The organism is Breoghania sp. (assembly GCF_963674635.1).
Taxonomy (GTDB): Bacteria; Pseudomonadota; Alphaproteobacteria; order Rhizobiales; family Stappiaceae; genus Breoghania.
In genome coordinates, this window is sequence record NZ_OY771475.1 from 2864135 (window position 1) to 2885658 (window position 21524).

Annotated in this window: 17 protein-coding genes and 1 tRNA gene; 10 read left to right on the top strand and 8 right to left on the bottom strand. The window is 64.6% G+C overall.

The window, feature by feature from the left end; all coding sequences use genetic code 11:
- Entirely contained in the window at positions 1-1110 is a 1110-nt protein-coding gene (locus tag ABGM93_RS12470; protein WP_321499897.1) for a M20 family metallopeptidase, read from the top strand.
- Positions 1107-2405, top strand: a complete 1299-nt coding sequence (locus ABGM93_RS12475) for an amidase (protein WP_321499899.1) — start codon at positions 1107-1109, stop codon at positions 2403-2405. The genes ABGM93_RS12470 and ABGM93_RS12475 overlap by 4 nt, the downstream gene beginning before the upstream one ends.
- 361 nt (positions 2406-2766) lie before the next feature.
- On the opposite strand, the gene ABGM93_RS12480 is transcribed toward ABGM93_RS12475, so the two are convergent.
- Positions 2767-2842: transfer RNA gene (locus tag ABGM93_RS12480), tRNA-Ala, on the bottom strand.
- A 233-nt stretch (positions 2843-3075) separates the two neighbouring features.
- Positions 3076-3477: a TIGR02300 family protein gene (locus tag ABGM93_RS12485; protein ID WP_321334995.1), complete on the bottom strand. Its 402-nt coding sequence runs from the start codon at positions 3475-3477 to the stop codon at positions 3076-3078.
- 383 nt (positions 3478-3860) lie between these two features.
- Between ABGM93_RS12485 and aroA the strand changes: the two genes are divergently transcribed.
- The 8 genes from aroA (at position 3861) to ABGM93_RS12525 (ending at position 11845) form a co-directional block, all read left to right on the top strand.
- Positions 3861-5210, top strand: a complete 1350-nt coding sequence (gene aroA, locus ABGM93_RS12490) for a 3-phosphoshikimate 1-carboxyvinyltransferase (protein ID WP_321499902.1) — start codon at positions 3861-3863, stop codon at positions 5208-5210.
- The gene (gene cmk / locus ABGM93_RS12495) at positions 5207-5824 is read left to right on the top strand and encodes a (d)CMP kinase (protein ID WP_321499904.1); all 618 of its coding nucleotides are present in this window, start codon (positions 5207-5209) and stop codon (positions 5822-5824) included. Before aroA ends, cmk begins: the two co-directional genes overlap by 4 nt.
- 386 nt (positions 5825-6210) lie before the next feature.
- Complete coding sequence (rpsA, locus tag ABGM93_RS12500; protein WP_321499905.1) at positions 6211-7926, top strand: 30S ribosomal protein S1; 1716 nt, start codon at positions 6211-6213, stop codon at positions 7924-7926.
- Between the two features lie 219 nt (positions 7927-8145).
- Complete coding sequence (gene sppA / locus ABGM93_RS12505; RefSeq protein ID WP_321499907.1) at positions 8146-9153, top strand: signal peptide peptidase SppA; 1008 nt, start codon at positions 8146-8148, stop codon at positions 9151-9153.
- Positions 9150-9461 (top strand): integration host factor subunit beta, encoded by a 312-nt coding sequence (locus ABGM93_RS12510; RefSeq protein WP_321499909.1) that lies wholly within the window; start codon positions 9150-9152, stop codon positions 9459-9461. Before sppA ends, ABGM93_RS12510 begins: the two co-directional genes overlap by 4 nt.
- 412 nt (positions 9462-9873) lie before the next feature.
- Complete coding sequence (locus tag ABGM93_RS12515; protein ID WP_321499911.1) at positions 9874-10242, top strand: LapA family protein; 369 nt, start codon at positions 9874-9876, stop codon at positions 10240-10242.
- Between the two features lie 70 nt (positions 10243-10312).
- The gene (locus ABGM93_RS12520; RefSeq protein WP_321499913.1) at positions 10313-11275 is read left to right on the top strand and encodes an ornithine cyclodeaminase family protein; all 963 of its coding nucleotides are present in this window, start codon (positions 10313-10315) and stop codon (positions 11273-11275) included.
- Positions 11276-11464: 189 nt separating this feature from the next.
- A complete protein-coding gene (locus ABGM93_RS12525; RefSeq protein ID WP_321499916.1) occupies positions 11465-11845 on the top strand; it encodes a DUF302 domain-containing protein in 381 nt (126 codons plus the stop codon).
- 191 nt (positions 11846-12036) lie between these two features.
- Here ABGM93_RS12525 and ABGM93_RS12530 read toward each other — a convergent pair whose 3' ends face one another.
- From ABGM93_RS12530 to ABGM93_RS12555, 6 genes are all read right to left on the bottom strand, one after another.
- Positions 12037-12663, bottom strand: a complete 627-nt coding sequence (locus ABGM93_RS12530) for a trimeric intracellular cation channel family protein (protein ID WP_321499918.1) — start codon at positions 12661-12663, stop codon at positions 12037-12039.
- A 121-nt stretch (positions 12664-12784) separates the two neighbouring features.
- The gene (grpE, locus tag ABGM93_RS12535; RefSeq protein ID WP_321505869.1) at positions 12785-13366 is read right to left on the bottom strand and encodes a nucleotide exchange factor GrpE; all 582 of its coding nucleotides are present in this window, start codon (positions 13364-13366) and stop codon (positions 12785-12787) included.
- A gap of 242 nt (positions 13367-13608) precedes the next feature.
- Positions 13609-13929 (bottom strand): thioredoxin TrxA, encoded by a 321-nt coding sequence (trxA, locus tag ABGM93_RS12540; RefSeq protein WP_319772471.1) that lies wholly within the window; start codon positions 13927-13929, stop codon positions 13609-13611.
- Between the two features lie 91 nt (positions 13930-14020).
- Positions 14021-17509: a double-strand break repair helicase AddA gene (addA, locus tag ABGM93_RS12545; protein ID WP_321499921.1), complete on the bottom strand. Its 3489-nt coding sequence runs from the start codon at positions 17507-17509 to the stop codon at positions 14021-14023.
- Positions 17509-20631, bottom strand: a complete 3123-nt coding sequence (gene addB, locus ABGM93_RS12550) for a double-strand break repair protein AddB (RefSeq protein WP_321499922.1) — start codon at positions 20629-20631, stop codon at positions 17509-17511. Before addB ends, addA begins: the two co-directional genes overlap by 1 nt.
- A 104-nt stretch (positions 20632-20735) precedes the next feature.
- Positions 20736-21473, bottom strand: a complete 738-nt coding sequence (locus tag ABGM93_RS12555; RefSeq protein WP_321499923.1) for a nucleotidyltransferase family protein — start codon at positions 21471-21473, stop codon at positions 20736-20738.
- Between the last annotated feature and the right edge of the window lie 51 nt (positions 21474-21524).

The following is a 21524-nucleotide window of genomic DNA, read 5'->3' on the forward strand; positions in this document are numbered from 1 at the left end:
ATGGACGTCACCGAACTCACGCGCAAGCTCATCGCCTTCGACACGATCAATCCGCCGGGCGACGAGGCCGCCGCCATGGCGTTCCTCAAGGACCTTCTGGAAGGGGCCGACTTCGAGTGTCGTCTCGTTGAGAGCGGAGACCGGCGCTGCAGCCTTGTTGCCACCAAAGGGCTCAGCGCCGACGCCGCAGCCCTTGCCTTTACCGGCCATCTCGACACCGTTCCCCTTGGCGATGCGCCCTGGGTGCACCCGCCACATGCGGGCGTGGTCGAGAACGGGCGGCTGCATGGCCGCGGTTCGGCGGACATGAAGGGCGGCGTCGCCGCCTTCCTGTGCGCGGTGCTGGAAAGCCCGACACCTCCCGGCGGCATCGTCCTGTTGCTGACGGGCGGCGAGGAAACGGGAAGCGACGGCGCCAAGGCCCTCGTTGAAGCCGGCGGATTGCCGAAGATCGGTGCGCTCGTGGTGGCTGAGCCCACCGACAACCGCGCCGTGCCCGGTCACAAGGGCGCGCTCTGGCTCCGGCTCAAGGCGCACGGCGTGACCAGCCACGGTTCCATGCCGCAGGAAGGCGTCAATGCGGTCATGGGCATGGCCCATGCGCTTGTCGCCATTGAGGGCTTCGTGCCCGGCCCGGCCCATCCCGTCATGGGCCTATGCACCTCGAATGTCGGCACCATCCGCGGTGGGCTCAATACCAATTCGGTCCCAGACTATTGCGAAGTCGCGCTCGACATGCGCTCCGTTGCGGGCGCAGAACATGCCTCCATGCGCGCAGCCCTGATCGGACGGATCGGGACCCAGATCGAAATCGAGACCATCATCGATCTGCCCGCGGTCTGGACAGATCCGCAAGATCCGTGGATCGCCAGCATCACAGCCCATGCGGTGAGGCTGGCCGGTGCGGATCCGGCTCCCTCCTGCATGCCCTATTTCACGGACGCCTCGGTTTTCACGCCTGCACTCGACAATGTGCCCACAATCATCCTGGGGCCGGGCGAGGCGGAAATGGCGCACAAGACCGACGAGAGCGTCAGCGTCCTGCGTCTCCAGCAGGCGCAGGCCATCTACAGCGCCGCCATCGCGGACTGGACCGGAGCCCTGTCATGAACACGAACTCGGCCCCCCTCCTGAGTGCGGTTGAAACCCGCACCGCCATTGCATCCGGCAAGATCACCGCCGAACAGGCCACGCGAGATCTGCTCGACCGCATCGACGCTCTGGAGCCGACGGTCGAGGCATGGGTTGCGGTGGACAGGCAAGGCGCGCTGGAGGCCGCCCGCGCACTGGACCGTGGCCCCGATGGCGGAGCCCTGCATGGCGTCGGGTTTGGCGTGAAGGATATTTTCGCGGCAAAGAACCTGCCCTGGCGGTGCGGATCGCCGATCTGGGCGGATCGCATCGCAGATTTCGATGCTGCCTCCGTCGCCATCGCGCGTGCCGCCGGAGCGATCATTCTCGGCAAGACGGAAACCACGGAATTTGCCGGCTACAAGGCCAGCCGCACACAGAATCCGGCGGCCTCCGGCCGCACGCCCGGCGGCTCGTCCTCCGGCTCTGCTGCCGCCGTTTCTGCCGGAATGGTTCCGCTTGCCTTCGGGACGCAGACGTCCGGCTCGGTCATCCGCCCGGCGTCGTTTTGTGGTGTGGTCGGTTACAAGCCATCCTTCGATCTGATCGAGCCAGGCGGTGTCTCGCCGCTGTCGCGCAGCCTCGACACGGTCGGGCTTTTCGCCCGCGACGTGCCGGATATCGTTTTTGCCTTACAGGCATTGACCGGCCTGGACTTCGCCCTGCCGCAGACAGCACGTCGCCCGTCCAGGCTTGGGCTTTTCCGTTCCAATGCCTGGCACGCAGCCGAAGCCGATCTCGTCACCGCATGGGAGGCTTTCGAACGCGATCTGGAGGCAACCGGCGTTACGCTTGCCGAGACGCTGCCCGCCCCCTTCGTCGCCCGTCTTGATGGGGTGATGGATCTTCATGCCCGGATCATGGCGACAGAGGGCAGCGAGGCGCTGGCCCATGAGGCGGCGATAGCACCGCATCTGCTCTCGCCCGGTCTGGCGGATCAGTTGGCGGAAGGCCGCGCCATGAGCGCCGCTCAGCGCCATGCGGACAGACAGGCCATGACCGGCCTTCGTGCGGCAGCTGTTGCAAGCCTTGCGGCTGATGCGGTGTGGCTGACGCCCGCGACCTGCGGAGCGGCCCCCGACTGGAATTCGGGAACCGGCAACCCCGCCTTCAACCGGACATGGAGCCTGCTCGGTCTTCCCGCCTGCAGCGTTCCGATTCTGGCCGACCCGCACGGCCGTCCGATTGGTGTTCAGATTGTCGGGGCCATGGGCAACGATGCCGGGGTTCTGGCGACGGCGAACTGGCTCATGGACACCTTCGCCGCAGGCTGAGGCTTGCGCGCCTGAATAAGCCTCTCAGGGCTGTCCCCTGTCTTCAAGACCCGACATCCTCCGCTTCTGTGGGGTCTTCTGTTCGTCTGGATCCACAAAAGCGCGGGCAGCTCATGTCTTGCCCGTGCGCCCAGCCTGTGCGTTCAGCACGCCAATTTGCCTTGAAAGGCCAATTTGCCTCGAAAGGGACGCCTTCCGGAGGATTGTGCGACCGTCGCGCCGTCCTTGGCAGGGAACCCCGCCGCAGCGCGACACGTGGCTATCGCAAACGGCCCCGGACGCAGACACACGTCGCGACACGCCACGAAGGCTTCATGCCTGTGGCCAAACATATCAATCATGTCGGAAGGAAGAGAGGAGATGGTGGAGCCAATCGGAATCGAACCGACGACCTCTTGAATGCCATTCAAGCGCTCTCCCAACTGAGCTATGGCCCCACTCTCATGTCGGGTGTTGGGAACGGCCCCGACGCCGTGTTGCGAGCGGAAAATAGTCAGACGGGCGAGTATGTCAAGCGCCAGTTTGCACTGTTTTCAACTCGCCCCCATTTCCCGCCATTTCCAGCCCTTTTCAGGCTGGGGAAAACAGCGGAACCGGGACCCCCATCCCCATCCCGCTGCCATAAGACGACACATCCGTCCTGGTAGGAACGATCGGGTTCCTTCGGAACTCAATCCTCGTCGTCGCGCTCCACGACAACCCCTGGAATGGTGTCATCGTCATCATCGTCTTCATCCGCCAGGAACGCGTCATCATCGGCGTCGCCGTCATCGATGTCCTCGATGTCGTCGTCGTCCAGATCGACATCGGCCTTGCCGGTCGCCGTTGCTTCCGCATCGGCGTCCTCAAGCGACATCACTTCCGCGCCTTCGACCTCCAGATCCTCTTCCTCATCCGCCTCCGGCGCCACTACCTTGGCAGGCTTGTTCGCCTTGGACGGCCGGGGCCCTGTCGCCGCCGGGCTCAGGATGGTGCCGCATTTCGGACAGGTGATCGGTGTTCTGTTGAGATCGAAAAATTTAGTTCCGCAACTGGGGCACAGCTGCTTTGTCCCAAGATCCGGTTTCGCCACGATTTCAAACCCTGTGTAATCATCAATTTTGCGCTGATCTGCGTCCCCATAACCACCGAAATGCTCGCCTGTCAAAGCGTAATATCGGCCTTACGCGAAAACACGACTGCCGAGATGACGAACTCTGAGCGGCATGGTAGGAAACCAACCCATCGTGGCCGCATATAAACGCAGTTTCAATGCGGCTTGCGCGCAAAGCACACCGCTAAATGTTGACGAAGGTTGCGAAGACCTTTTTCAACCGGTAGCCAAATTGCGAAAAGGCGTCCGGTTTTCAAGCCTGCGGTAATCTGCCGACAGGCGCCCAAAGGGATGCAAATGCGCCGATACAGGCCACCCGGCAGACACCGGACGTGCCGCAGACAAGGATGATGAGCCGACCCATGAGCCATGCGACGAAACCGATGTCCGCCCGTTCCGGCGGCGCACTTTCCGGGCGAATCCGCGTGCCGGGCGACAAGTCGATTTCGCACCGATCGCTGATGTTCGGCGCACTTTCGGTGGGAGAAACGCAAATCGAGGGACTGCTGGAAGCCGAGGACGTCTTGTCCACAGGTTCCGCGATGCGCGCGCTCGGCGCGCGCGTGGAACGCGTCGGCGAAGGCGCATGGCGCGTGGAAGGCGTCGGGGTTGGGGGATTGTGCGAACCCGACCGCGTTCTCGATTTCGGCAATGCGGGTACCGGCGCGCGCCTGACCATGGGGCTTGTGGCGAGCCATGCCATCACCACCACATTCATCGGCGATGCCTCGCTCTCGCGCCGCCCGATGGGCCGGGTGCTGGAGCCGCTTCGCGAAATGGGCGCGGAAGTTCTGGCGCGTTCCGGCGACCGACTGCCGCTGACCATACGCGGGCCGCAGACCGCGCTGCCGATCACCTATCGCGTGCCGGTGCCCTCCGCGCAGGTCAAGTCCGCCGTCCTGCTGGCCGGGCTCAACGCGCCGGGCATCACCACCGTCATCGAACCCATTGCGACGCGCGATCACACAGAACGCATGCTGCTCGGCTTCGGAGCGGAACTTGAGATCACCCAGAACGAGGCCGGCGAGCGCGTGATGCGCCTCAAGGGCCAGTGCGAATTGAAACCGCAGGCGATCACCGTTCCCGGCGACCCGTCATCGGCCGCCTTCATGATCGTGGCCGCGCTCATCGTCCCCGGTTCCGACGTGACGGTGGAAAACGTTCTCCTCAACCCGCACCGCACCGGCCTCTTCACGACGCTTCGCGAAATGGGCGCGGATCTGACGATCGAGAATGTACGCGAGACGGGCGGCGAGAAGCTGGGCGATGTGCGGGCCCGACATTCGAAGCTCAAGGGCGTCACCGTTCCGGCGGAACGCGCGCCATCAATGATCGACGAATATCCGGTCCTTTCCATGGCCGCGGCCTTTGCCGAGGGCGAAACCCGCATGCTCGGGCTGCATGAGTTGACCGTGAAGGAAAGCGACCGACTGGCGGCTGTCGCGGACGGCCTGACGGCAAATGGCGTGCCGCACGAGAAGGGCCCGGACTGGCTTTTGGTCAGGGGCGCGCAAAGCGTTGCCGGCGGCGGAACGGTCACCACCCATCTCGATCACCGCATCGCCATGAGCTTCCTTGTGCTGGGTCTCGCCAGCGACAAGCCGGTCAGCGTCGACGATGGCGCGCCGATCGCGACCAGCTTTCCCGGTTTTACCGAGCTTTTCGCCGAACTGGGCGGCTCCATCGAAACGACGACGGGGGCTGCGGCATGATCATCGCCATTGACGGCCCCGCGGCCTCTGGCAAGGGCACCCTTGCACGCAGGCTGGCGGAGCATTTCGGGCTTCACCACCTGGACACCGGCCTCACCTATCGGGCGGCCGCGGCCGCCATGCTGACGGCGGGCATCGCGCTTGATGACGAGGATGCCGCAAGCGGGGTTGCAGCCAGGGTCGATCTTTCCGCGCTCGATCGCGCAGCCCTGTCGCTGCACGAGGTTGGCGAGGCAGCCTCGCGCATCGCGGTCATGCCGCGGGTTCGCAAGGTTCTGGTGGAGGCGCAGCGCCGCTTCGGCGAGCAGGAGCCCGGCGCGGTTCTCGACGGGCGCGATATCGGTACGGTGGTGTGCCCGGATGCGGATGTGAAGCTCTATGTCACCGCCTCGCCGCAGGTGCGCGCGCGGCGTCGCACAGATGAACTGGCAGGCCGTGGGCTCGATGCCGATTACGCCGAGATCCTCGCCGACCTGCAGCGTCGAGACGAGCGCGACACCACGCGCGCGGACAGTCCGTTAAGGCCAGCGGCCGATGCGCACTTGCTCGATACGTCGGAAATGGATATAGAGACCGCGTTCCGTAAGGCTGTGGATATCATCGACGGCATCTGAGGGCGGAACGGCGAAGGGAGCATGACGCATGCGCCCTTTTTGGCATTCCGGGCTCCATGTCCGTCTGCCATTGCCTGAGCGGAGGAGCAGTATCCGCACCCGGCTCCGCCGGTGCGGTCGTTTTTGCCTCTAGGTTTTCGTCTCGTCCTCTTGCGACCGGCCCGGCCTAAAACCCGGGTTTCGCAGCCGCCCGTCGCGGCGCCACCCTGTACGGGACACAAGCAAAGCTATCGGAATTCAAGACTGCCCGCGGGCCCAGGCGCCTGCACCGGCCCTTCCGCCCCTGGTGCGGAAGGGATGTTTCCCGAAACGGGGAACCGGCTGGACCTCGCGGACAAACGCAACACAAACCACCGGTGCATGCCAGAGATGGCTATGGAGTTTAAATGACTGCTTTTAATCCCTCTACCGAGGATTTTGCTGCGCTGCTCGACGAAACCTATGGCGGTTCGGAGATGCAGGAAGGCACCGTCATCAAGGGGACGGTGATCGGCTTCGAAAAGGACCTCGCCGTCATCGACGTCGGGCTCAAGGTCGAAGGCCGCGTGCCGCTGAAGGAATTCGGCGCCAAGGCACGTGACGGCGAAATGAAGATCGGCGACATTGTCGAGGTTTACCTGGAGCGCGTCGAGAACGCGCTCGGTGAGGCCGTCCTGTCGCGCGACAAGGCTCGCCGCGAAGAGAGCTGGGTCCGTCTGGAAGTGTCCTTCGAGAAGGGCGAGAAGGTTACCGGCCAGATCTTCAACCAGGTCAAGGGTGGCTTCACCGTCGATCTCGACGGCGCCGTGGCCTTCCTGCCGCGCTCGCAGGTCGATATCCGCCCGGTGCGCGACGTCGGCCCGCTGATGCACACCCCGCAGCCCTTCCAGATCCTCAAGATGGACAAGCGTCGCGGCAACATCGTCGTGTCCCGTCGTGTCGTTCTGGAAGAGACCCGCGCCGAGCAGCGTTCGGAACTGGTCCAGAGCCTCGAAGAGGGTCAGGTCGTGGAAGGCGTGGTCAAGAACATCACCGATTACGGTGCGTTCGTCGACCTCGGCGGCATCGACGGCCTGCTGCATGTCACCGACATCGCGTGGCGCCGCATCAACCATCCGTCCGAGGTTCTGTCCATCGGTCAGACGGTCAAGGTGCAGATCATCCGCGTCAACCAGGAAACCCACCGTATCTCGCTCGGCATGAAGCAGCTGGAAGCGGATCCGTGGGAAGGCATCGAAGCCAAGTACCCGGTCAACGCGCGCTTCACCGGTCGCGTCACGAACATCACCGACTACGGTGCGTTCGTGGAACTGGAGCCGGGCATCGAAGGCCTGATCCACGTTTCCGAGATGAGCTGGACCAAGAAGAACATCCATCCGGGCAAGATCGTCGCCACCTCCCAGGAGGTCGAGGTGATGGTGCTCGAGGTGGATCCGGTCAAGCGCCGCATCTCGCTGGGCCTCAAGCAGACCCTGCAGAACCCGTGGGATGCCTTCGCCGAGAAGTTCCCGGTCGGCACGATCGTGGAAGGCGAAGTCAAGAACAAGACCGAGTTCGGCCTGTTCATCGGCCTGGAAGGCGACGTCGACGGCATGGTTCACCTGTCCGATCTGGACTGGAACCGTCCGGGCGAAGTTGTCATCGAGGAGTTCAAGAAGGGCGACGTCGTCAAGGCCGCCGTTCTCGATGTGGACGTCGACAAGGAGCGTATCTCGCTCGGCATCAAGCAGCTTGAAGGCGATCCGTTCGAAGCTGCCGCCGGCGCCGGCGAAGTCCGCAAGGGCGCCGTCGTGACCTGCGAGATCATCGAGGTCAAGGACACCGGTCTGGAAGTGAAGCTCGCCGATGGCGATCTGACGGCCTTCATCCGCCGTGCGGACCTGTCGCGCGATCGCGCCGAGCAGCGCCCCGAGCGCTTCTCTGTCGGCCAGAAGGTCGATGCGCGTATCACGCAGTTCGACAAGAAGACCCGCCGCATCTCCCTCTCCATCAAGGCGCTGGAAATCGCCGAGGAGAAGGAAGCCGTGGCTCAGTACGGCTCGACCGATGCCGGCGCCTCGCTCGGCGACATCCTCGGTGCCGCTCTGAAGGCGCGCGAAGGTGGCGAGGGCGACGAGGAATAATCATTCCTCGGTCTGAGGGACATCCCTTCAGAACCCTGCGATACTGATAAGGGTCCGCGCGGTTGACGTGCGGGCCCTTTTCTTTTGAAGTGCCTGATGCAACAAAGGATATGTCGCGCAATGACACGCGACCTCCCAGGGGGCGCGATTCTGCTTGGGCGATCATGACCTGACACGCGACCCTTACCTGATACGCGACAATTGGAGGGCAAAAGCCCCATGACGCTCGATGCCGACGTGATCGTCGATCGCCGCCGCCTGCGGCGCAAACTCACCTTCTGGCGGGTGATTGCCGCCCTTGGCGTTGTCGCCGCCATCATCATCGCCGGGGGGGCCGCATTCGGCCTGAACGAGGCAGGCAAGTCCCGCCCGCATATCGCCCGTGTCGATGTTTCCGGTTTGATCATCGATGATCGGGCCCGGCTGCAGATGATCGAGGAGATCAAGCAAAATCCGTCCGTGAAGGGTGTCCTTTTCGCCATCAACAGCCCCGGAGGCTCGACGACCGGCGGCGAGGGCATGGTGGAAGCCATCGCGGATCTGCGCAAGACGAAGCCGGTTGCCGCCCATATCGGCACGGTCGGCGCATCGGCCGGGTACATGATTGCCATCGCGGCCGACCACGTGGTTGCGCGGCGCACCTCGATCACGGCCTCCATCGGCGTGCTCATGCAATTCGGCAATGCCAAGAAACTGCTTGAGACCATCGGCGTGGAGATGGACGCGGTGAAAAGCGCGCCCCTCAAGGCGACGCCGGATTTCTATTCCGACGCCTCGCCGGAAACCCGCGCCATGATCGCCTCCATCGTCAACGACACCTATGAGTGGTTCGTCGGTTTCGTGTCGGAACGCCGCCATATCGACCTGGCGGCCACGCGCGCGCTTGCCGATGGGCGCATCATGACGGGGGCACAGGCGCTGGAGGCGAAACTCATCGACGAGATCGGCGGAGAAAACGCCGCGATCGCGTGGCTTGGCGCCCAGGATAACGTCCCCGCCAACCTCCCGGTCATCACCTGGAAGCCGAAGGACGGGCTGGCGGACCAGCTTGGACTGGCCGGAACGGCGGGTCGGCTCTTCGGCCAAGGCGTCGCGGAAGCGGTACTTGGTGCATCCGAATTTCGTAAAATTGTGCTGCCGGAGGGACTTATGCTTGACGGTCTGGTATCCGTTTGGCAGGCTCCATCGATCGCCAAGGCAGAAGTTAGCGGGGGGGCGAACCAATGATAAAATCCGAACTGGTTCAGCGCATCGCAGAGCAGAACCCACATCTTTATCAACGCGACGTCGAAAACATCGTCAATGCCATCCTGGACGAGATCATTTCCGCGCTGAAAGGCGGGGACAGGGTGGAGCTGCGTGGCTTCGGCGCATTCTCGGTCAAGAACCGTCCAGCCCGCATCGGTCGCAATCCGCGCACCGGCCAGAAGGTCGAGGTCACGGAGAAGTACGTTCCCTTCTTCAAGACCGGCAAGGAAATGCGCGAGCGTCTCAACGGCGGCAAGGATCTGGGCGCGGACGACGACGACGATTGATCTTATGAAAGGCCGGACACTCCTCTGGCCGGACGCCTGCCGGGTGTGACGCTCGCAGGCGTATGGGTATGGTTGGACGGTGCCTGCCGCAGTCCTCATATCCTGATTGACAGCGCGCTCAGCCCCCCGAGAGCCGGTTCTCTCGCTGTCTTCTTTCGGAAATGTGCGAAATCGTCGGGATTTCCCGCGCGGGTTTCGGGCTGTATGTCTCCCTGGACGCGTGCCATGCGAGACCGGACGCAGCGAGGCAGGCTTGACTGCGGCGGCGTGCAGCACATGGAACGACGCCCCCCCACTTGCCGTAAATGGGCAATCACGGCATCATGGTCGCGATTTGCGTATGCCACCGGAAACGCGCCGCCGCACACCGCGCCGGGCCGCGGATGGCCTAACAGCATGAGGTTCCCCCACCGTGCTCAAACGGATCGCCAAGACTATCCTCTTTCTGCCGGTCGCCCTGTTCGCCGCATTGCTTGTCCTGCTGGCTGTCGCCAACCGGCACGAAACGATGTTGTCTCTGGATCCGCTTTCGCCGGACCAGCCCGCCTATTCCCTGACCGTTCCGCTTTTCTGGCTGCTTTTTGGCGCCCTTGGCGTTGGCATCATTCTGGGCGGCTTCGGCGCATGGGCCCGACAGGGCAAATGGCGCAAGCAGGCCCGCTCCAACCGCCGCGAAGCGCGAAGCCTGCGCTACGAGACCGAGCGGCTGAAGGAAGAGGTCGAGGCCGCAACCCCGTCTCGCCCGGGTCTTCCCGCACCGGGGAGCAAGCGCGCCGCCTGAGCGACATCGCGCAACGGACCTTCCCCCGCCTTCGTAGCAACGACACAAGACAACGACCCAGGGGTGAGGAATGCGCGTCATAACCGCCGCCGAAATCAACGGTGTCATGACCTTCCGCGAACTCGTGGAGACGCTTCGCAGCGCCTTCCGCGCGGATATCGAGACACCCGTGCGCCATCATCACAACATCGCCCGCCCCGACGGAGGGGATGCGACGTTGCTGTTGATGCCCGCATGGAACGATTTCGCGGCCCAGGGCCACACCCGGCGCGGCTATATCGGGGTGAAGATCGTTTCGGTCTTCCCCGACAACAAAAAGATCCAGAAGCCATCCGTCATGGGCACCTACATGCTCATGTCCGGCCAGAGCGGTGAGCCGCTGGCGGTCATGGACGGCCAGGCAATCACCCTGTGGCGCACGGCTGCCGCGTCCGCGCTCGCTGCCAGCTATCTCGCCCGCGAGGACAGCTCGCGCCTTCTGATGGTCGGCGCGGGGGCGCTTTCCCCCTATCTCATCCGCGCCCACGCCGCCGTCCGACCGATCACGGAGGTCCTGATCTGGAACCGGACGGAGGCGAGCGCGGAGCGTCTTGCGCGTTCCATGGACGGTACCGGCGGCTTGACGGTGCGCGCCACCACAGACCTGGAAGGAGGCGTGCGCGGGGCCGACGTCATTTCCTGCGCCACGATCTCGTCCGAACCGTTGATCAAGGGCGTCTGGCTGGAAGAGGGCAGCCATCTGGATCTGGTCGGTGCGTTTCGTCCGGATCTGCGCGAAAGCGACGATGACGCGATCAAGCGCGCCCGTCTTTTTGTCGATACGCGCGGCGGGGCGCTGTCAGAGGCCGGCGACATGGTCCAGCCTCTCGCAGATGGCATCATCACGCCGGAGGACATCGCCGGTGATCTCTTCGAACTTTGCCGGGGGGAGAAGGCCGGCAGGCGCTTCTACGATCAGATCACGCTTTTCAAATCGACCGGAACGGCCATCGAGGATCTGGCGGCCGCGGTTCACGTCTTCCAGAAGACCTAGCCGTTCTGTCGTTGAATTTTTCCCAATATTTCCAAAGGGATTGCTGACGTTGCGGCAATCATTGTCGCGCGGCGGATTGTCGCGACGACTGCGCATATGGCTTGACCTTCCGCCCATACCTGCCATGCTTCCAGGCAGGCCTCTTAAGGTCCGGCGACCCGCCGGGCAGGAAAAAAGATGGAGGTGACTATGCGCTTCTACATTGCTCGAACGGTCGATGCCGTTTTCGACGAGGTGCTTGGGCGTACGAAACGCGCGCTGAAGAGCGCCGGCTTCGAAGTGACCAACGAACTCGACCTCAAGAACGCTCCAATCACCACGCCTGACGACGACACTGACAAGACAGCCCGCAAAGCCCATGTCCGCGGGGTGGCCTACCGGCTCTTGATGGCGCAGGACGACGCCAATGTGACGCTTCCCTGCAATATCGTGGTCCGGCAAACCGATAGTGGCGTGGAGATTTCGGCCATCGATCCTGAAGAGGAGGTGGCCATGATCGACACGAAACGCGTTGCCACGCTCGCAACGCCGACACGTGAGAAGCTTGAAGCCGCCTTCGCGGCCATCTGAGCGCCAAGCCCCCATTTGGGCGGGGTAGCCCGCCCATTTCCCCAATACCCTGTCCAGGGATAGCGCTGTTTTGCTGCCGTACAAGAGGCCTGCGGCGGGTGCTTCGGCGTATATCCCTGGTTTAACTTGCGGCCCTGGCCACGTCTGGCCGGGGCCGATCGCAACCGCGCGGCTTCCCCAAACGCGCCCGATCAGGCTTCCGGGTCACTGCCTGGAGCGCGATAGCCGGGCAAGGACCAGCCAAACTGGATGGCTCCGGCGCGCAGGATGAAGGCCGCCAGAACGGCGATGACGATGGCCGGGCGCGGTGGCATGTGCAAGGCCACGAGCGCCACATAGGAAAAGGCGCCTGCGAAAGCGGCGGTCAGATAGATTTCCCCCTTGATGATGGCGCTTGGCTGATGGGCAACCGTATCGCGGATGACCCCGCCGAACGCAGCGGTCGCCACGCCCATCATGATGGCCACAACGGGCCTGTCGACGACCGTCAGGGTCTTTGCCGCTCCCATCACCGAATAGCACGCGATGCCCACTGCATCCGCCCAGCGCAGCGGTTTGCCCAGCGCCTCGCCCAGATGCGCCATGAACCAGGTCGCGACCCCGGCAATCACGCAGACCAGGAGATAGGTCTGGTTGATCACCCAGAAGACGGGCACCCCCAGAAGCAGGTCGCGCAAAGTGCCCCCACCGATCCCCGTGAATGTGGCCAGCAGGACGAAGGCGAGGATGTCGAGCTTCAGGCGCGACGCCACGATGCCGCCAGAAATTGCAAAGACGGCGACGCCGATAAAATCCAGGATCTGGAGAAAATGAACCATTCGGCGAGGCTAGCCTGTCGGCCGTTCCCGGCATAGCGCCTTGTCGCAACGGATCGGGATTCGGACACTTGAAAGGACAGGGGCCGCGTCAGGCGGCCCCGTCGTGATCGAAGCCTCGCCCTCAGGCGGTCTTGTCGACCGTGTGACCGGCTTCGGCGGCGGGCGCATCGGCTTGCGGCGCCGCTTTGGGGCCTCCGCGAGCAACCCCGACCATCGCCGGGCGCAGCACACGCTCGCCGATGACATATCCCGTCTGCACCACCTGCACGACCGTGCCGTTGGGAACCTGCGGATTGGGAACCTCGAACATGGCCTGATGGAAGTTCGGATCGAATTTCTCGCCCGAGGGATCGATTTGCTTCACACCGTGCTTTTCAAGCTGGTTCAGCATTTCGCGCTCGGTCATCTCCACGCCTTCCAGAAGCGACTTCAGACCATCGTCGGCATTGGCGCGCATTTCCTCCGGCACGGCTTCCAGCGCGCGGCGCAGATTGTCGCCGACAGTCAGCATGTCGCGCGCAAAGCTGGCGATCGCATAGGAACGGGCATCGGCGATCTCGCGCTCGGTGCGGCGCCGCAGGTTTTCCATCTCCGCAAGCGTGCGCAGCGTGCGGTCCTTCAACTCGGCGTTCTCCGCCGCCAGGCTCTCTGCGTCCGGCGCGGTATCCGGGTTGGTTGCCACCTGCTCCTCGGCGGGATCCATCGCGGCTTCGTTTTCGGTGTTCTTGATCTCGTCGCTCATAGTGTCCCCGTCATCGAAACGGCTGAATAAATACCAAGTGTGCTGCGCATTTGAGGGTTCCGGCGCAGAAAATCAAGCCCGCCGGCCCCTTTGCACGTCAATGCGCGACACAGCGCCCCGCACCATACCCAAAAAACGACGGCCCCGGCGCTGTTTCGCCGGGGCCGTCCGTATTCAACTCAGCGCCCTTGTGCCTCACAAGGTCAGATCGCGCTGCTGATCCAGTCCGCAAGACGGCTCTTCGGCAGCGCGCCCACCTGGGTGGCAGCCAGTTCACCGTTCTTGAACAGAAGCAACGTCGGGATCGAACGCACGCCGTACTTGATGGCGGTGTTCTGGTTCTCATCGACGTTCAGCTTGGCGATCTTCACCTTGCCCTGCAATTCGGCCGCGATCTCGTCGAGCGCCGGCGCGATCTGCTTGCACGGGCCACACCATTCCGCCCAGAAGTCGACGACGACGGGTTCGGAAGAATTCAGGACGTCCGCATCAAAGGACGCATCGGTGACCTTTTCAGTCGCCATGGGGGAACCTCTTCGCTTGGCGGGTCCCGCTTTTGCGACCCGCGTGGAAGGGGAAAGTAGGAAGGCGCGGGGAAGGCGTCAAGGACACCTCTCACCCCAAAACAGACAGTCCGCGCACGGCTTCTTCGAGCATGTTTTCCGGAACTTCCATCAAATCAGGCGCTTGGGTCCACAACAGAGCCGCCCGGATCCGGTGATGGGGGTAGAGTGCAGACACAAGAAGCCTGTAGACGGCGAGCTGTGCGACATATTCGGGCGGCGCATTCTGTGCCTCGCGCGGCGGATCGAGATTCGTCTTGTAGTCGACGATCAGAACCTCCTCCCCGCTCACCGACAGCCGGTCGATCTGGCCGGAGACGGCGTAGGTCTCGCCCGCCGGATCGCTCAACGTGCCGACAATCGGCACTTCGGCTCGACTGCCTTCGCAAAACACCGAAGCAAAGGCGGGATCGTCCAGCACCCTCATGATTTCATCCAAAAGGGTATCGCGCCGCGTCGCGAAGCGAGCATCCAATGCGCCGTCCAGGAAACTCCCGGCCCTCTCAAGCCGGTCACCCGCAGCAATATCGGGCAGGGATTGCAGGAGCCGGTGAACGATCTGACCGCGCACAAGGCCCCAGTGGTTCGGGTCAAGTGCCGCATCCAGTGCATGACGCGGTTCGGGTTCCTCCAGACCGTCGCCCAGAAGATCGACGGCCTTTGACGGGGCAAGGCGGCGCGGCGGCTCATGGGCAGGGGCGGCTTCGCGCGCCCATGAGGGAAGCCCAGCGGTGGCGATCTCTGCCACCTCGCGAGCGCCCCCCTGCGTCTGCGCGCCCGTCTCCCCTGTTTCCATCCCCCCCGCAGGGCGCTTCATCTGCCAGTGGCGGGCAACAAGCTCGCCGTTGGCGTCCTTGATCTCTTCGGCCTCCGGCTGCAGCGCCTGATCGACAAGCTGGTGCCAGCAGCCGTCCGCCGGGCCGGAGGCGCCCGCGAAACCGCATATGATGAGCCGGTCGCGCGCGCGCGTCATCGCCACATAGAGAAGACGGCGATATTCCTCCTGCGAGGCGGCGCGCACGGCCTCGATGGCCTCGGTGTGCCAGGCGGTATGGTTCTCAGAGGACGGCTTCCACACCAGAGCCGGTGCGGCGATCGGATCATCCGACATGGCGCGGGGCAGAATGTCCGGGTCGTGGCTGTGATGAGCGGGCTTGGCACCGCTGTCGACAAGAAACACGACGGGGGCTTCCAGCCCCTTCGCGCCATGAACCGTCATGATGCGCACCGCCCCGCCTGCGCCTTCCATCTCACGCTTGATCTGCGTGGGGGCAGCGGTCAGCCATTCCAGAAAGCCCTCCAGCCCCGGAACGCCCGTGCGTTCGAAATCAAGCGCCAGGTTCAGGAATTCGTCGAGAATGTCATCGACCTCCTGACCGAGCCGCTCGCGCATCCGCCGCCGCCCGCCATCGCCGCCCAGAATGCGGGCGTAGAACTCATAAGGAGGCGTGAAGTCGGCGCGGCCGCGCCACATTTCCAGCGTCTCAAGCGCCAGCTTCCATTCCGGCTTGCCATCTGCGCGCTGACGCAAGGCCTGCCAGAGACTGCGCTCGCCCCGCCCATGGGCAAGGGCAAAGAGATCATCATCATCGAGACCGAAGAGCGGGCTCTTCAGGACGGCCGCAAGGGAGAGATCGTCCCGCTCCAGAAGCACGAAACGGCCAAGGGCCACGAGATCCTGAACCGCGATATGATCGCTGAGGACCAGCCTGTCCGCGCCGGCAACGGCAACGCCCGCGCTCTTGAGCGCACGGTTGAGCGCCGTGACGAACGGCCCGCGGCTTCTGACCAGAACCAGCACGTCGCCTGCGCCGACAGACCCCTCACGCTGCCAGCCCGCAACGGTCTGCGCGATGCGTTCGGCGACACGGATGAGTGGGCTTCCCGGCCCTTCGTGGTCGATGGGCTGCTGCCAATCGTCGGGCGGATCGGTCTTTTCCTTCGCCAATATCGGCCAGATCTCGACCTCGCCCGGATCGTTGCGCCTGACCGCCTCGTGAACGGGGGCATCCCCGTCGCGGGACAAGCCCTGTCGCACGGCGGGATCGGCGAAGACAAGATCGACGGCGGCCAGAACGTCCGCCGTTGAGCGGAAGGACAGCGTCAGGCGCACATCATGGAAAAGCCCGCCGCCCTCGCCTGCCCGGCGTTCGAAATAGCGGCGCATCTCCGCGAAATAGGCGGGCACCGCGCCCTGAAAGGAATAGATCGATTGTTTCTCGTCGCCCACGGCAAAGAGCGTACGTGTGGCATCGCGCGCGCCGACGCCTGCGAAAAACTCCTCCGCCAGCGCGCGGATCACCTCCCACTGGCGCGGGCTCGTATCCTGCGCCTCGTCCACGAGAATATGATCGAGCCCCTGATCGAGCTTGTATTGCACCCACAAAGCCGCATCGCGCCGTGACAGGAGATTGGCGGTCTTGACCACCAGATCCTCAAAATCAAGCAGCCCGCGCTGGCGCTTGTCGCGCTCGTAATGCTGGAGCACCCCATCGGCGAGCGCCATCAGGGCGGCGGTGCCTTCCACCGTGACGACGGCGCGGCGATGCTCGAACAACGCCGCAAGGCGGGCAGCTTCCTTTTCGAGAGCCTCGAAAACCGCAGGGAACGCCTTCTGGATCGCCTTTGTCGCCGCGGTCTTGAGCGGCTCGCCCTTCTTTGTGAGGAAGGCTGAGAGATAGGCGCGCCTGCGCTCCTCCTCGCCTGGCGCTTCCAGCGAGGCAAGAAGCGCGGAGGCTTTTTCCTGATCCTTCGTGGAGCCGGAGTTCAGCGCCTCGGCGATGGATTTGCGGTGTTCGGGTTCGATCCCGCCGTCAAGAATCTGCGCATCGCAATCGGCAAGCGTTTCGCCGGGCGCGACATCGAAGGCCCTGGCGAGATCGGCCAGACCGGCTTGCAGCGTTCCGGCCTCGACGATCCAGCGGCGAAGATCATCGCGCTTGGCGATGACGGCATCGACCACGCCCGCGACCTTGCTGTCGGACATGAGGCCGATCAGCGTGGCGAGCGCGCGCCCCAAGTCGCCCTTCTCATCCTCAGACGCGCTGTGCAGCACGGTGGCGCGCGCTTCAGCCAGGAGTTCATCCTGCACACGCTCGTCCAGAACCGTGAAGTGCCCCGCAACATTGGCCTCCAGCGGGAACTGGTGCAGCAGGGATTCACAGAAGGCGTGGATGGTCTGGATCTTCAACCCGCCCGGCGTTTCAAGCGCGGTGGCAAAGAGACGGCGCGCGCGGGCGCAGCGGGCGGCATCGGGGGCAGGCTCGCCCATCTCCTGAATGGCGGCGGCAAGGTCCGCGTCATCGAGCGAAACCCATTTGGCCAGTGTCTCGAACACGCGGCCCGCCATTTCCGCAGCCGCCGCCTTGGTGAAGGTCAGGCACAAGAGGCGGGAGGGATCGGTACCGTTCAGAAGAAGGCGCACGACGCGCCGCGCAAGCACGAAGGTCTTGCCCGCGCCCGCATTGGCGCTCACCCAGGCAGAGGCTTCCGGATGAGAGGCCTTGCGCTGACGCTCGATTGTGAGGGCTGGGATTTCCATCAGCTCTCGCCCTCCGCATCTTCGCCCACCGACCATTCGCGCACACGGGCGAGATGATCATAATCGCCGTTCATTTCCGCCTCGCGTTTCGGCCTTGCCCGCGAGAGATAGCCCGTCTCGGGCCGGTCATAGGCGCGCACCAGCCCCTCCAGCTTCTCGAAGGCGGCTTCGGCGAGATCCGCGAAATCGATATCCTTGGTGTCGCGTCCGCGGATGGACTTCTCCTCGCCCGCCTTCGTGCCCCCGGAAAGCCGGATATAGGCCATCTCGGAGACCTCTTTCGTCGCCGGAATATCCTGAAAGCCGCCGCGCGCGGCCATGGCGGCCTCCAGTGGCAATTGGGGCGCAAACAGCGCGGCCACTTCCTTGCCGGAGGGCGGGATGCCGGTCTTGTAGTCGAGAAGGATCAGCGAACCGTCTTCGGCAATATCGATGCGGTCGGCATATCCGGTCAGCCGGAAGGGGCCTGCCGGGCCTTCCAGTTCGATACGCCCCCCGCACTCGGCATGGCGCGACGCGATGCCCTGACGCGGAGCCTCGAATTCGTGGATGAACCATTCCGCGATGCGTTCGAAGCGCGGCCACCAGAGCGCATGGATTTCGGGAAAGGCGGACAGAGGCGCAAAGCGCTCACGCCCCATTTCCAGAAGCCGCGCAAGGGCGGAGGCGTCGAAATCGCCGCGCCATTCATCGATGAAATCGGCCAAGGCGTCATGGATCAGCGTTCCGCGTTCGGCCGCACCGGGCACCCCACCAAGCGGCGCGACGGGATCGAGCTTCAGGATTTCACGCGCGAAGATCGCATAGGGATCACGCACCCAACGCTCCACGCCGGTCACCGAAATGCGCCGCGGGCGCGCCTCCACCGGGGGCTTGGGACACGGTCTTTGCGCCGGGCGCACCGGGTTCTTCGAGGCATCAAGCTGACGGGCCCAGACGAGAAGCCGCTCGCCCCGCACCGCCATGGCTTTTGCCGTTTCCTCCCCCGCCAGCGTCAACACCCTTTGCAACCAGCGCGAGGCAACCGTTGGCGCGGAGCCGGAGCGCGCGGCGCGCGAAAGGACGACACGGTCCGCCCCCAGCCCTTGCGCGAAATCATGGGCCGCGAGACCGATACGGCGTTCCGGCGGCTCCAGCCCGACATCGCGTTTCATGGGGCGGTTCAGCCACGGATCGTTGCGCGTCGTCGCGGGCCACGTCCCCTCGTTGAGCCCGGCCAGCACCAACAGGTCGGGCCGATGCAGACGGGCCTCCAGCGGCCCCCAGATGTGAAGGCGCGGATCGACGGGCGCACGCCCGTGCACCGATATGCCGGAGATCAATGCCACGAAAACCGGCGGCCAGTCGGCGGGCGGGATGGCAAGTCCCGCCTCTTTTGCCTCCACGATGCCGGTGAGCGTTGCGGCCAGCGCCTCTCCCGCATCGCCCGAAAAGAGCGCGACGTCTGAACCCGTCTCATCGCGGCCAAGCTGCCTCAGGCAGGCCACGGTGCGTTCGGCCAGTTGCTCCACGGGAACGAGACCAACGCCTTCAAAAAGCTCTTCCAGGGGCGCGAGAGCGACTTGCAGGCGCGCGCAGAGATCATAGGCCGCATCCCATTCGGCGTCGCTGAGCTTTTGCCAGCGCGGCAGGCGGGCACCGGCGGACGCCTCTCCTTGCGCCGCGGCGAGCGCATCGCTCAGGCCCTTCGTGCCGTGGCGTGGGCGGGGCCCGCGCAGGGCCGCGCGTTCCAGTGCGCGCGTTGCGGTGCGGATGGTGGCGGAGGGCAGCCCCAACCGGCAGAGCGGGTGTTTGAGAAGCGCCAGCAAGGTGACCGGCTCCAGCCCGTCAAGCGCGGCGGAGGTTGCAAGGCGGGCAAGCGTGGCAGGCGCGGACTGATCGAGCGGCTGGCCCGCGCTGTCATCAACCGCGAGATCCCAACGCCTCAGTTCCACGGCCACGCGCCGCGCCAGCATGCGGTCCGGGGTGACGAGCGCCGCCTGCTTGCCGTCTGCCACCGCCTCGCGCAGCGCCAGGGCCAGCGACAGAGCCTCCTCCGCCTCGTTGCGCGCGACCATCAGCGAAACATCGTCAAAGGCGCGCGGCGCCTCGTCGGCCCCACCGGAGGCCAGGAAGCCCCGCCATGCGTCGGTCATGTCGGCGGGGCGCAGCGCCTCGGCGACGATGGTTTCACGGGCGGCGAGATCAGGGCTCTCCGGCGTGCCCAGGATTTCCACCTGGTCGCGATCCGCGCCCAGATGCATCAGGAGTTTCTTCAGACCATATTGGGGATGGGAAGGGGCGGGGTTCTTTTCGTCCGTCAGCGCGCGCCAGACATCCTCGCCCATGCCATGATCGAGGCCCGGCAGCACCACCGCGCCCTTGTCCAGATGCGCCACGACTTTGATGAGGTCAGCGGTCGCGGGCACCGAACCGGTGGACCCCGCCACAATGACGGGGCCGCGCGGGGGATAGGCTTTGAGACGTTCGGCCTCACGCCGGATCAGCGCGGAGCGCCGCGCATTGGGATCCATGCGACCGGTTTCCGCCAGATAGGCGGGCCAGACCTCGGTGGCGATCTTCAGGAATTCCAGCGTGATCTGCCAGTATTCGGCGTAGTCGTCCGGCACCAGCGCCTGAATGGCCTTCCAGTCGGCTTCTTCCGTCTCGATCTGGTCCATCAGCGAAAGAAGGTCACCCGCAAGCCAGGCCGCATCTGCGGGCGATGCCGGAATGGCGACCGCCTCACCAGGGGCAAGCTTCAACACCTCGCGGCGCACCTTCGTCGCCCATGCGAGGATCAGCCGGGTCATGGCGAGGCGACGTTCCATGTCGCTGATGGCGGGGGGAAGCGGTTCCAGATCGGCGCTGGCATGGAGAACCAGTTCGCTTTCATCGACACCGCCCAGCGGACGGATACGCGGCAGCAGCGCGGCCTTGCCGCCGAAAGCACGCTGGAACGCCTCGCGGATGGTGCGCGCCGCACGCCGGGTCGGCAGGTAGATGGTCGCATCCGCCAGCGCCAGCGGATCGTGCGCGGGCGCAAAGCCGGGCACCAGCGTGCCGTCGATCAGGCGCGCGACCAGCGTCTCCAGAAAGGCCGCATTGGGCGGGATCGTATAAAGGCGCGGCGTTTCCGGCATGGTCATTTCCCTGATGGAATCAACCGCGCCAGATTAGCCCTGAACCGATGAGATGTGCCAATGCCATTCCCCCGACAGGTGCGCCGGGGGATGGCGCCCCACGATCAGTCCGCGCTTTCGGCGATCTTGGCTTCGGCGCGCGGGATTGCGTCGGGCGTGCCGACATGCAGCCACAGACCTTCCATGCGCACACCGAACAGCCTGCCCGCTTCGATCGCCTTGTCGAAGAGCACGTTCAGCGAGAAGGAGCCTTCCGGCGCGCCCTCGAAGAGGCGCGGATGAAGCAGCGCGCAGCCCGTGTAGACGAAGGGCGCGACCTTGCTTTGCGCACGGCGGGCCAGCGCGCCGTCGCGCTCCATGGAAAAATCGCCCTTGCCGCTGTAGCCCACGGTCTCCACCGTGGAGGCGAGCATCAGCAGGCCATCCATGCGGGTCTCGTCCCACGCCTCGAACATGGTGTCGAGATTGGGCCTGACACCCTCGATCCAGAAGCTGTCGGAATTGAACACGAGGAAGGGATCGGGCCCAAGGCGGTCGAGCGCCTTGACGATGCCGCCTCCGGTCTCCAGCAATTCGCCGCGCTCATCGGAGATCTCGATCGCCGGGGTTTCGCGGCGCGACAGGTGAACCTCCACCAGATCGGCCAGCCAGTGCACGTTGACCACGGCGGTCTCGACACCGGCGGCGGCCATGCAATCGAGGTTGCGGTCGATCAGCGCCTTGCCGGAGACCTCGATCAGCGGTTTGGGCGTGGTGGCGGTCAGCGGGCGCATGCGCTTGCCGAACCCGGCAGCCAGAACCATTGCCCGCTTTGGGCGAAACATCGTCGTGTTGTTGGTCATGTTTTTTGTCTTGCTGAGAGCCCGCGGGGCGGGCCCAGGAAAATTCCAGTG

What these genes read in the sequence shown, in the direction of transcription:
- ABGM93_RS12470 (WP_321499897.1), top strand. Translation starts at nt 1, where the DNA reads ATGGACGTCACCGAACTCACGCGCAAGCTCATCGCCTTCGACACGATC.
- ABGM93_RS12475 (WP_321499899.1), top strand. Translation starts at nt 1,107, where the DNA reads ATGAACACGAACTCGGCCCCCCTCCTGAGTGCGGTTGAAACCCGCACC.
- aroA (WP_321499902.1), top strand. Translation starts at nt 3,861, where the DNA reads ATGAGCCATGCGACGAAACCGATGTCCGCCCGTTCCGGCGGCGCACTT.
- cmk (WP_321499904.1), top strand. Translation starts at nt 5,207, where the DNA reads ATGATCATCGCCATTGACGGCCCCGCGGCCTCTGGCAAGGGCACCCTT.
- rpsA (WP_321499905.1), top strand. Translation starts at nt 6,211, where the DNA reads ATGACTGCTTTTAATCCCTCTACCGAGGATTTTGCTGCGCTGCTCGAC.
- sppA (WP_321499907.1), top strand. Translation starts at nt 8,146, where the DNA reads ATGACGCTCGATGCCGACGTGATCGTCGATCGCCGCCGCCTGCGGCGC.
- ABGM93_RS12510 (WP_321499909.1), top strand. Translation starts at nt 9,150, where the DNA reads ATGATAAAATCCGAACTGGTTCAGCGCATCGCAGAGCAGAACCCACAT.
- ABGM93_RS12520 (WP_321499913.1), top strand. Translation starts at nt 10,313, where the DNA reads ATGCGCGTCATAACCGCCGCCGAAATCAACGGTGTCATGACCTTCCGC.
- ABGM93_RS12525 (WP_321499916.1), top strand. Translation starts at nt 11,465, where the DNA reads ATGCGCTTCTACATTGCTCGAACGGTCGATGCCGTTTTCGACGAGGTG.
- ABGM93_RS12530 (WP_321499918.1), bottom strand. Translation starts at nt 12,663, where the DNA reads ATGGTTCATTTTCTCCAGATCCTGGATTTTATCGGCGTCGCCGTCTTT.
- grpE (WP_321505869.1), bottom strand. Translation starts at nt 13,366, where the DNA reads ATGGATCCCGCCGAGGAGCAGGTGGCAACCAACCCGGATACCGCGCCG.
- trxA (WP_319772471.1), bottom strand. Translation starts at nt 13,929, where the DNA reads ATGGCGACTGAAAAGGTCACCGATGCGTCCTTTGATGCGGACGTCCTG.
- addA (WP_321499921.1), bottom strand. Translation starts at nt 17,509, where the DNA reads ATGGAAATCCCAGCCCTCACAATCGAGCGTCAGCGCAAGGCCTCTCAT.
- addB (WP_321499922.1), bottom strand. Translation starts at nt 20,631, where the DNA reads ATGCCGGAAACGCCGCGCCTTTATACGATCCCGCCCAATGCGGCCTTT.
- ABGM93_RS12555 (WP_321499923.1), bottom strand. Translation starts at nt 21,473, where the DNA reads ATGACCAACAACACGACGATGTTTCGCCCAAAGCGGGCAATGGTTCTG.